7 protein-coding genes and 1 pseudogene are annotated in these 10,769 nt (G+C 71.9%); 2 read left to right on the top strand and 6 right to left on the bottom strand.

The window, feature by feature from the left end:
- Positions 1–91: 91 nt before the first annotated feature.
- Together QC029_RS27115 and QC029_RS27120 are read right to left on the bottom strand one after the other, a co-directional pair.
- Positions 92–882, bottom strand: a pseudogene (locus tag QC029_RS27115) (calcium-binding protein).
- A gap of 597 nt (positions 883–1,479) precedes the next feature.
- Positions 1,480–1,704, bottom strand: a complete 225-nt coding sequence (locus tag QC029_RS27120) for a hypothetical protein (protein WP_279558457.1) — start codon at positions 1,702–1,704, stop codon at positions 1,480–1,482.
- Between the two features lie 185 nt (positions 1,705–1,889).
- Here QC029_RS27120 and QC029_RS27125 point away from each other — a divergent pair, with 185 nt between their 5' ends.
- The gene (locus QC029_RS27125; RefSeq protein ID WP_279558458.1) at positions 1,890–3,182 is read left to right on the top strand and encodes a helix-turn-helix domain-containing protein; all 1,293 of its coding nucleotides are present in this window, start codon (positions 1,890–1,892) and stop codon (positions 3,180–3,182) included.
- Between the two features lie 337 nt (positions 3,183–3,519).
- Here QC029_RS27125 and QC029_RS27130 read toward each other — a convergent pair whose 3' ends face one another.
- The gene (locus QC029_RS27130; protein WP_279558459.1) at positions 3,520–3,702 is read right to left on the bottom strand and encodes a hypothetical protein; all 183 of its coding nucleotides are present in this window, start codon (positions 3,700–3,702) and stop codon (positions 3,520–3,522) included.
- 870 nt (positions 3,703–4,572) lie between these two features.
- Here QC029_RS27130 and QC029_RS27135 point away from each other — a divergent pair.
- A complete protein-coding gene (locus tag QC029_RS27135; RefSeq protein WP_279558460.1) occupies positions 4,573–5,121 on the top strand; it encodes a hypothetical protein in 549 nt (182 codons plus the stop codon).
- An 84-nt stretch (positions 5,122–5,205) separates the two neighbouring features.
- Here the strand turns inward: QC029_RS27135 and QC029_RS27140 are convergent, their stop codons facing one another.
- The 3 genes from QC029_RS27140 to QC029_RS27150 form a co-directional block, all read right to left on the bottom strand.
- Positions 5,206–7,908, bottom strand: coding sequence for a DEAD/DEAH box helicase (locus QC029_RS27140; RefSeq protein WP_279558461.1), 2,703 nt, complete (start codon positions 7,906–7,908; stop codon positions 5,206–5,208).
- 78 nt (positions 7,909–7,986) lie between these two features.
- Positions 7,987–8,502: a hypothetical protein gene (locus QC029_RS27145; RefSeq protein WP_279558462.1), complete on the bottom strand. Its 516-nt coding sequence runs from the start codon at positions 8,500–8,502 to the stop codon at positions 7,987–7,989.
- A gap of 1,265 nt (positions 8,503–9,767) precedes the next feature.
- Positions 9,768–10,394, bottom strand: a complete 627-nt coding sequence (locus QC029_RS27150; protein ID WP_279558463.1) for an NADPH-dependent F420 reductase — start codon at positions 10,392–10,394, stop codon at positions 9,768–9,770.
- Positions 10,395–10,769: the final 375 nt, after the last annotated feature.

Consider the following 10,769-nt stretch of genomic DNA (forward strand, 5'->3'; position numbering starts at 1 on the left):
CGGGAAACAGCCGGGGGTGCGAGAAGGCCCGGGCCGGAAGGGCTCCGGCCCGGGCCTTCTGCGCTTGCCGGAGGACAGCTGCCCCTGAGGGCTACTTCACGTCGACGTAGTCCGCCGCGGAGGCGACCGCCGGGGTGGTGGACGTGCCCGCGAAGGAGTAGCGGAAGTAGCCGTCCGCCGTGGCCTTCGTCGTCGTCCGCAGGTTGCCCTTGCCGTCCGTGGTGACGGTCTTGAGGGTCGTGTAGGTGCCGGTGCCCTTCTTCTTGAACTGGAGCCTCACCGGCTGCCCGGTGTAGCCCCTGTACGTGTAGGTCTCCCAGTTGGCGCGGGTCAGGGCGCCGGTGACCGTGACCGTCGTGTTCTTCTTCACCGGTTCCGGCGAGGCGTTGACCGTCAGCCTGGAGTTGCGCAGGACCTTCGCCTTGGCGGCGGAATCCTTGGTGAGATGTGGTCACCGTCGTTGGCCAGGGCGTGGGCCCTCACGTTCCAGGTCCCGGCCGTGGTGTTGTCCTGGGGGTGGATGCGCGGGTTGATTCTCAGCGTGTAGGTGCAGGTGGTCGTGGTGAAGCTCTGGTGCACGCACTTGCCCGCGATGTTGTCGGGGACCACGAGACCGTGACTGTCGCCGTTCGGGAGGGGCGTGTGCCACATGACCGGGAAGGTCCGTCCGACCTCGATGCCCGAGTCGTCCGTGGCGGTCACCGCTATGGTGAACGTCTTCACGTCCGTGGTCCCCAGGACGATGTCCTTACCTCCGTTGACGACCACCTTCGTGATCCTGATGTCGCCCGAGAAGCCATCCGCCCGGGCGGCCCCCGGAACCGTGAGCGCGGACAGGGCGAGGGCCCCGGCGAAGCCTGCCACGGCGGTGCGGTGATGCATGAAGGCGTTTCCCCCATGGTCCAGCGCCTCGGGAACACCCCGAGGCGGAGCTGACGATGCCCACCCGGTACGCGGGTGGCACGGACATGACCATCAGGTCACAGGAATGGTTGCCCATCCATCACACGGTTGCCGGGACGAGCACGGGGCTCACGCCACCCTCCGGCTCCGGAGCGCCCCGGACTCGGCCGGAACACGCGTGACAGATCGTGAGCCGAGGACTTGCCGGCCCTGGTGGACGGCCGACGGAGCGCCGCGGCCCGCGACGCGCACCGGCGGCCGGGACCGGCGAGGCGCGCCTCGTCGAGCTCGGCAACGGCACCGTGTCCCAGGCCCGTCCCGCAGGCGAGGTCGGGCACTGCGAGCGCTACGCCGGACACCGCGTCCGGGAAGGCGTCCGCGCCGCGATCGGCCGCACGTACCCGCTCCGCCACCGCCACGCCCGCTCCCAGACCCTCCCGCGCCTCCACGTGGCCCCGGCGGGCAAGGAGGAGCCCCTCCTCGGCAACCGCCTCCGGCCGCTCGCCGCCGCGGCGCCTGTCCGGGTGACCGCGGCGCCTGCCCGGGGTGGCCTGGAGGACCGCCCCGGGCAGGCTGTCACCGGCGGCCGCGGGCGGCCAGCACGGTCGTCAGGAGGAACGTGCCGACGCCGCCCACGGCGACCGCGGTCTCCCGGAACCCCGGGTGCCGGTGGAAGACGTAGCCGGTGAACGCGAGGGCTGTCCCGACCGCGAGGAGCCAGAGCAGCAGCAGGTGCCGGCGCAGCTCCCGGTGGTCGTCGTGGCGCGGTGCGGGGGTGTTGGGGGTGGTGTCGGTCGTCACGGTGGTGTCCCTTCCGTTCGGGCGGGTGCGGGCCGCTCCCGCCGCGCACGGGCCGCTCTCGAGGCCTGCGGGACGGCGGGGCCGCGGTGACTACGGTGGAAGACCTGTGCGGTGGTGCGTCAGGGGAACAGACTGTTTCCGGCACGACAGGTTTGCAGGCTCCACGGGGTGCGGAGGGGGAACGCGTGATCGGTGAGGGACGGCGTACGGGCGGGCCGGAGCCGGACGGAGAAGGGGGCGAGGCGGCGCGGCAGGCACTGGGCCGGCACTTACGGGGCCTGTTCGACGCCTGCGGACTCTCACTGCGCCAGTTCACCCGCCGGTACGGGTTCAGCCCCGCCGCCGTCTCCCGGTACCTGAGCGGCGAGCGGCTGCCGCGCAAGGCCTTCCTGGACGTGCTACTGACCGAACGCGCCCGGCGCACCGGCGTGCCGCTGACCGAGGATGTCCGCCGGCTGACGTTCACCCTCTACCGGGCGGCGCTGGAGGCCGGCGGGAGCACCACGCTGCTGGAACTGTACGAGCTGGAGGTACGCCTGGAGGAGCTCGCCGCCGAACTCGAGCGGATCCGCACCCAGCGCGCGTACCCGCGGCAACCGGCCGGCGAGCCCGTCCCCGGCCGGCCGGAGCCGGGCGAGGAGGAAGCGGCGCTGCGCGCCCGGCACGGTGCGCTGCTGGCCCAGCACGACCGCATCCAAGCGGAGATCACCCGGCGCGAGAGCCTGCTGGGAGGCGATGACCGCGGTCTGCCCGTTCCCGCCCGGGACCGGCCGTCCTTCTCCCCGGGCGACCCCCTGCCCTCCGCCGCCTCCCCGGGGGAACGGCCCGCCCCGCCCCGGACCCGTACGGCCGCCGGCAGCAGGGCGGCATGGGCGGTCGCGGCGGCGGCCACCGTGGCCGCCGCGGTCTTCCTCACCCTGTGGCTGACCAAGCCGCCTCCCCCCACCGCCGACCCCCGCACCCCGGCCGCGACGGGCCCCACGGCCCCGCCCTCCCCGTCCGGGAACATCCCGCAGGAGCCGGACGGCACCGCCACGGCCGGCACCGCGCCGCCCGCCCCGGGCGGGAACACCGCGCCGGAGCCGGGGAAGATCGCCGCACTCACCACCGTGGTCAGACAGGGACAGGCCGTCGACGCCGACGACACCGGCGGTTACGTCTGGCCGGCGGGGGAGTACGAGTACGGGGACTTCCAGATCACCGCCGGCGACGACCCCAACAGTCCCGCGGTCTTCACCGGCCACGACGCCGCCTCACTGACGCGTGCGGACGCGGCCGACTGGGCCACCTGCGGACAGATGCCCAGCGTCACCAACCAGGAATTCCCGGCGGCATCCCTGCGCCAGGGCATGCACCTGTGCGGCATCACCGGCGAAGGCCGCCGTGCCGCCATCACCGTCCAAACCCACAGGACCGACACCCAGGGCGAGCTGACCAGCGTCACCTTGAACATCATCACCTGGGACACCCTCTCCTGACCGGCAGCGCTGGGTGATCGAGGCGAGCCACCGTCCCGGTACTGCGCCGCGTTCCGCACCGTCCCCGGACCTGCCGGACAGGAGCCCTGGACGCGTCCTCGGCCGGTCCGCCAACAGCACCGGCAGGTCCGCCGCCTCCTGCGGTCCTCCGGCTGACCGAATCGCCGCCGGTGGTCCGGTGGTGCTGCCTCACCCGGAGCTCCGGTCCGGAGGCCGGCCCTACGACTTCCTTCATTCACCCAACGCCATGATGAGGAAAGCCCGGGTGCTTTTCGTGGAGTTCAACGGGTCGGGCCAGGGGCCGCTGGTGGATGGCGGCCCCCGACCCGGGAGTTGTTCAGCGGCGGGATTGGAGCCAGACCACGGCCAGCCCCACCGCGGTGGTGCCGATACCGGAGCAGACACCCCGCAGGACGTAGCCGGCCGCGACGCGGCGGCGCCGGACGCCCCACCGGACGAGGCGCCGCAGAGCGGCCCGGGCCTGCCACATGCCGGGGATGCCGTTGCGCTTATGCTCCATGACTGGTGTTCCTTCCAGAGTCCTGGCGGGCTTGTGAGGTCACCGCGCAGAGAGCCCGCCCGACCCGGTGGCCTTCCAAACCCGGGGTCGGAGTCGCGGGCTCTCTCGCGTATACGGGGTGCGGAACCCGCCCCGGCACTCCACCGAACCGGGTCCAAGGCGCCGCAGAGGGCAGGCCCCTCCCGCCGCGTCGACGCGACGGGAGGCTGCCGCAGAAGCCGAGGTTCATCGGCTGACGGGAACTCGCGCAGACGCCGGAGCTCTCGGCCGGTGCGGCCACGGCGGCTTCCTTGCCGGGGCCGGCCGCCGGGAGCGATGCCCCCGGGCACACCGTCGGCGGACGCGGGCGGGGAGGGACACGCTCCTCAGGCACCGCTGCCTCGGGCTGCTCCACAACCGCTCCCGAGCACCGCGCCGCAGCGCGTGAGGGGCATCGAGTCCTCCTGCGGATACGTAGGCGACGACCGGTGGATCGCTCAACCGGCCCCCACTGTAATGGAGTTCGCGTGCAGGTGCACATGCATCTGCACGTGCACCTGATGGTGTGCGATGCTCCCCCTCGCCGAGATCCGCTCGCCCACCCCCTTCGGAATCTCACCCCGACGTGGAGTGGACCGAACTTGCCGAATGAAGCACTGCCGGCCCGCTCGCCGCCGACGGCGGCGAGCAGCCCGCACGACCGGCCCACCCGGCACCACCCCCGTCGGAGGACTCCGCGCCGTGGCCACCCCGGCTTGAAGAGCACAAGACGCGGGAACGCCTCACGGCTCATCACACACACCTGGCACTCCTCGTACCGGCGGTCGTCCCACCCGCGCCGACCTGATCCCGAACGGCCTGGCGTGGGCGGGTTCGGTACTGTCGGCCGGTATGACAGACGCCGATGCCGCGCCCCGGGCGCGTTTCCTGGTTCTCCACGACTACGGGATGGGTGGGTTGTGGTGGTGGGTGCGGGCGGAGTCGGCACGGGAGGTGACCGAGGGACTCGCCGAGGTCGAGGTGGTCGACGATCCGGAGACTCTCGAGAGAGCCGGGGCGTGGGACCTGGAGGAGACCGACATCGACGCGCCGGTTTTGCCCGGTGGTCTGGAGGAGCTGCGTGCCCGGCGCGACGCTCAGCGTGGTCGCCCCGGTTTCGGCGCGCTGGCCGGCCGGGACGTTGCCCACCTGCGCCTGGGCGGGCTCTACGAAGACGATGACCGGTCGATCTATCTGGTGGAGGTGGGTGGCGACGGGCGCAGGCTCCGACAGGTGGAGCTGACCGAGGACGGGACCGCCCTCAGAAGCGGGCCGGAGGACTGGGTCTTCAACCCGCCCGTGGTGGATCTGTTCGACCCCGGCCTGCCGGAGAAGGAGATGGACCGGGAGGAGTTCGAGGCGCAGTGGCGCCGGGCCCACCACGACGACAGCTACCTGTAGCCCGGCACCCGGGAACGGCCAGTGGTGGACAGGCTGTCCCCCTGGCTGGCCCACCCACCCTGCTCCCCGGCCCCTGCCTCCCGGCTACAACACCCCGAACCCTTCCAGCGCCCTGGCGCGTTCGGCATCCAGCCGGTCCCGCCGCTGACGCTGGTTGTTGATCCACACCCCGAGTCGGATGGGGTATTCCTGTCCAACCTGGTCGCGGATGACCTCGACCCACTTCCTGGGCACGCGCACGTGCCCTTCCCGCGCCCGGTACTGGCGCAGCGCGACCAGTCCGCGATCCCAGGCGGTGGCGCCTGTGGGCACCACCGTCCCCGCCGCCTGGTCTCCGTCACCGGCCTCACTGCCCGGTGCCGCCGCGGTCGGCTGGATGCCGAGGGCGGCCAGGCGTTCGCGTTGTCCGTCGGTCAGCTGCTTCCACTGGGTGCGTTGTCGGGCGAGCCAGAGTCCGATGTCTTCTCCGCCGATGGTGACGCCGGGGCGGATCTCGGCGAGGGTGGCGCCGCTGTGGATGCAGGCCCGCACGGCTGCGTAGTGCCGTTGCCAGTCGACGGTCCAGCCCTTCTCCGCGGGGCTCCAGTCGGGGTCGATCTCCGCCAACCGAGCGGCCCGCTGGGCTGCCCGCTGCGGGTCCTTGCCCAGCCCTCCAGGGCGGCGGCAGTTGGTGAGCCACTGACCGACCGGCCGGCCCTGGGCGACCGCCGACCGCGGGGCACACAGGGTGCCGTGGACGGCGTGGTAGGCGCGCGCCGCGGCGAGGTTCTCCTCGAACGCCGCATCCGGCACCGACCACACCATCCCGGCCTCCTCCAGCAACTCCACCCGCCAAGTCGCCAGCCTCCCGGCCCGGTAGGCACGCCGCTGCTCACTGACCCACGCCCCGAGCGGGAAGGAGCCGACGCGGGCGTCGAGCGGCACCACCACCGGCCCCGCCGCACGCCCCGTACCACCCTGACCCTGGCCGTGCCCCTGGCCTCCGTCGCCGTGTTCCTCGGACTCGCGGCCCTGATCCTCCTTCTCGTTCTGGCGCTGGTGCTGCTGGTGCCAGGTGCGGAGGGCGTTGAGACCGGCGAGCCACACCTGGGACTCGGGCCGGATGACACGGGTACGGACGAACCGGGCGACCAGGTACGGGTCGCGGGGGGTGGCAAACCGCAGCAGCGGCACCGCCTCCGACGCCTCCCCACCCGCACCCCCGCCCTCGCCGCCGATGTGGGCGGAGCCCGGATCGGCCACCGAGACGGGCCGGCCGCGACTGGGCGCGGAGGTGACGGCGAGCTGCTCGACGAGTTTCTCCGAGTGGCTGCGCAGCCCCTGCAACACCGCCACCAACGGCTTGTAGGAGGCGGAGGCGAGCATGTCGCCGGGCGCCTCACCCGGCTCCAGGAAGACCGGCACCACCAGCCGCGCCACCTTCCCCTGGCCGGGTTTCTGGCGCAGCGCCCGCCCGACGGCCTGGACGATGTCGACGGCCGAGCCGCGCACGTCGGCGAAGACGACGCCGTCCACACCGCGGCGGCCGGTGATGTCGACGCCCTCGCCCAGGACGCGGACGTTGGCCAGGACGGCCAGCTCGGTCTCCCACCCGTCCTCGTCGACCCCGTCGGCAAACCCCTGGAGCACCCGACGCCGATGCTGCGGTTCGTGTTCGCCGCAGAGCCAGTCGGCCCACACCCGCCGCGGATACAGCACGGGGTCCTTCTGGCGCAGCCGCGCCGCGGTCCCCGGCAGGGCGTGGGCGAAAGCGAGCGCTTCGGCGATCCGGTGGTGGAAGCTGATCAGCGACCGCATACCCGTCTCAGCGGCGTGCTGGACCAACGCGGCCTGGAGGACGGCGAGGCGCCGGCCCCGCCGTTCCTCCTCGCTCCCACCCGCGCCGCCCGCTCCGGTCACCCCTTCCGTCCCGGGATCGGGAGCGCGGATCTCGAGGACGTCGATCTCGAACCGGGCCAGAACGCCCCGGTCGACGGCTTCGGCGAGGGAGAAGACGAACACCTGCGGCCCGTACAACCGCTCGTCATCCATGCTGGCCACCAACTCCCCGCAGGCCACCGGAGCAGCCTCCGACGCGCCCTCCACCGCCTTCCGCGCCCCGCTCCCGCCTCCCACGGCCCGTTCTTCGCCCGGCCGCCCGGCCAGCTCCCAGATGCGTGGTGTGGCGGTCAGGTACAGCCGCCGCGCCACCGGGATCCGGCGGTTGTCATGGATCGCCGCCCACGGCTTGGCCAAGCCCCCGGACGTACGGTGCGCCTCGTCGACCACGGCGAGCCCGAACGGCGCCAGTTGCTGCCCGTAGACGCCCTGGAGCGCTGTTTCCAGCGGCCCCGGCACCTGGACCGGCTCCCCGTCCGAACCGTCCGGGTCGATGTCCTGGCGCGGGACGAGGGAGGCGTAGGTGGCGAACACGGTCACCGGACCGCTCCCGGCCCACAGCGCCAACCGGATCGGATTCGTGGTGCACCGCACCCCCAGCGCCGCCAGCGCCTCATCCCCCTCCAGCGAGCACACCGCGACCGCGGGGCCGGTATGGCCGGCCGCCCGCCACGCCTCCACGGTCTGACTCAGCAGGCCCAGGGTCGGCACCATCACCAGCACCCGACCCCGCGGCTCCAGACGACGGGCGGCCTCGGCGGCGATCAGCGTCTTGCCCGCCCCGGTAGCGGCCACCACCGTGGCCCGCAACCCCTCCTCCGGCACCTGAGAACCTGCGCGGTACTCCAGCGCACGGACAATCACGTCCACCGCCTCGGCCTGATGTGGCCGGAGCCTGATACCCGTCACGAGTACCCCCGCTCCTTTCCCCGGATATCCAGGGAATTCGAGTACGCCTGAAAAGCACAGGTGTGAGCGACCGCCCGGTTATTTCTCGATGTCCGCGCCGATTTCCACGGCAAAGGGAGCCACTTCCACGAGCCCCTCGGACGTGGTGCGGACCCGCTCGGCCAGCAAGCCCATCAGGTGCCGCGGGGCGATGCCGTGAGCCGCAGCGCAGGCCCGCAGCTGCTGATAGGCCTCCTCTTCCACGGGGACGGTCAGCACCAGCTTGGCCGCACCGTCCTGCCGGGCTTGCGCCTGTCGCTTCCGCCCGGCTTCCTCGCGCGCCCACCGCACCGCCGTCGGATCGCGCTCAGGATCGTAGACCTCCAGGCCCTCTTCCTCCATCACGTACCCGATGCGGCGCCACTCGGTGTGCTCGGCCACCGCGATACCGATAGCGCGCACGTCATCCTCGGTCTCACGCAGTCGCGAGCGGATCCGTTCATGCCTACGCGCCTCGTCCGTGGCTTTTTCGATCTGCCCCGCCGTCATGCCCGCAGCTTTGCGCCGCACCGTCGCACGTGCGCGGATTTTCGGATCCTCCCTCGCGTCCAGCACGGGCCGTTCCTCACTCTTCCAGGGGCGGTGTGTTTTCCCAGACTCTACACAGCGATGCATCCCGCACGAGGAGAACCTGCCGACTCCCCCCGCCCTCTCGCCCCGTGACCGCCTGTCACCTCGCCCCCCGGCCCTCCCGTAGCCGGCCTGGCCCGCGCAGCGGGCCCGATTTCTGGTTGGGTCCAGATGTTGTGACGGGTGCTGAGCCGTGCCTCTGGGATTGGTGCTTGATGGTGGAGTGCGGCGGAGTCCTCCACCAGCCTCTGCTGGCTGCGTGTTTCCGGTTTGGGCGTCATGAGTTTCCGTACTCAGGCGTGGAGGCTGCCCCGCGCGTCACACTGACCGTGTTGTGACCGGTCATCAGGAAGGGGCAGGCGTGATGAGCGCGAGGAAGGCTGCGGCGGTAGTGATGCTGGCGGCTTCGGGGGTGGCCGGGGCAGGGGCTGTGCCGGCCGTGGCTGCTGATGGTCTTCTTCCCCATCCCGGGCCGGAGGGTCTGGTGTGGGTGGAGGAGATGACGGGGGATGGCGGAGTAGCCTCCGGTGGAGCGTGGGAGGGACTGCCGACTGTTCTGACGGTGGCCTGTGAAGGCGGGGGCAGCGTGGCGGTGACGATGGAGTCGCGGCAGGTGCAGGTGGCCGAGTTCGCGGTGGCCTGTCCAACTGGCAGTGTAGGTGTGGGTTCGGTGACTATGGATGCGGGTGTCGTGCGATCGGGGTCCTTCACTGTGGGGGTCGATGCTTCGGATGAGAGCATCCGATGGGCCCTGACCGTGACTCAACCCGAGTAGAACCGGCCCGCTCCGCCTCTCCGTAGCCGGCCTGGCCCGCGCAGCGGGCCCGGCCCCCGCTGCTCATCCGCACCACCTGGGGGCAGGCCGCGCCGCAACGCGGCCCGATGGCGGGGGCGGAGCCCCGGCCTGCCCGAGCGAAGCGAGGGCGCTTCGCTCGGTGCGAAGCGCCGAGCTTCCGGACCGAGCGGAGCGAGGCCCACGCTCCCATTGCGCCCACGCCTGAGGGACCATCGACCTGCCGATACAAGTCGGCCGGCCCCCCACGGACGGAGCAATCCGCCCTCCCGCTCGCCCTGCTCGGCCAGAGCTTCCTCGGCCGCCCCTGGCCAGCGGGTCCCGTCTGGCCGCTCCCGGCGGTGGCAGCGACTGTGGTGCTGGCGTCCTTCCTGACCATCAAGCCGCCGACGCGGCGCGTCCCCCTTCGCGCCACCCGCAGCGCGTCCGCGGAGGGTGCAAAGGGGGACGTCAGGTCTCAGGCGGCGGCTCGCGGGACCACGTTGATGTTGAAGGTGTGGGAACCCAGGCCGTTGGCGATCCCCATGAAGAGCAGAGCGAAGTGCTCCTGTCCGCGTGCGCTGATGATGCCGCCGATGTCGAGTTGCGCGGACGGGGGCCAGCCGAGATCGGTGAGCAGGCGTCCGGCGGCCTGTTTGGCCTCGGCGTCGTCGCCGGAGAGGAATACCGTGGACGGGCCCGCGAGACCTCCTGGGTCGATCATCGCGGTGGAGTCCATGGTGCACAGGGTCTTGACGACGGGCGTCGTGGGGAAGGCCGCCTGGATCTGCTCGGCCAAACTGCTGTTGGGGTGAGAGAGCTCGGTGTAGTCGTCGGTGAGGCCCACTCCGACGTCGATCACGAAGCGGCTGGCCAGCGTTGGGGCACCGATGGAGCGCAGCAGATCCACCGAGACGTTCCCAGGCGTCGCGTTGACCAATACCTCCGCGTGATCGGCCGTTTCACGCAGGCCGGCCACGGGAAGCTCGAGGTCTGTTCGCTCTTCGGGGCGGCGGGAACCGAGGAGTACGTCGTGTCCCGCGGTGCTCCAGCCGCGGGCCAGTGCCCGGCCGACGTTGCCGGTACCAAGGAGTCCTATGCGCATGGGAAGGAAGCTATCCACGGGCCGGGGCGCGGCGGATCGGTCTGCGGGCCGGTACGGGATCGGCACCAAGGATCTAGCCCCGTGGCCGCACCGCCGGGGGCGGCCACGGAACAGAGGGGTGCGACTCTGCTGCACCGGCGCTGGCCCACCAGCTCGGTCAAGACGTCCTCCATCGTCTGACAGTCCGTGACCAGACCACGCAAGCCCCCACCCCCGTAATCAGCCCGGCCCGCGCAGCGGGCCCAACCTGCGCCCTTTACAAACCTTCTGACGACTACTCATCGGCACTACCTAGGACCGACTTCGGGGGAGGAGCGAAGCGGAGCCCCTTCGGCCCGCAGAGCGGGCCGCTGTCGGCCGCAGTGAGCGAAGCGA

It is taken from the genome of Streptomyces sp. DH37, assembly GCF_029813835.1.
Classification (GTDB): Bacteria; Actinomycetota; Actinomycetes; order Streptomycetales; family Streptomycetaceae; genus Streptomyces.

Coding starts and splice junctions, on each gene's coding strand:
- QC029_RS27135 (WP_279558460.1), top strand. CDS start 4,573: ATGACAGACGCCGATGCCGCGCCCCGGGCGCGTTTCCTGGTTCTCCAC.
- QC029_RS27130 (WP_279558459.1), bottom strand. CDS start 3,702: ATGGAGCATAAGCGCAACGGCATCCCCGGCATGTGGCAGGCCCGGGCC.
- QC029_RS27150 (WP_279558463.1), bottom strand. CDS start 10,394: ATGCGCATAGGACTCCTTGGTACCGGCAACGTCGGCCGGGCACTGGCC.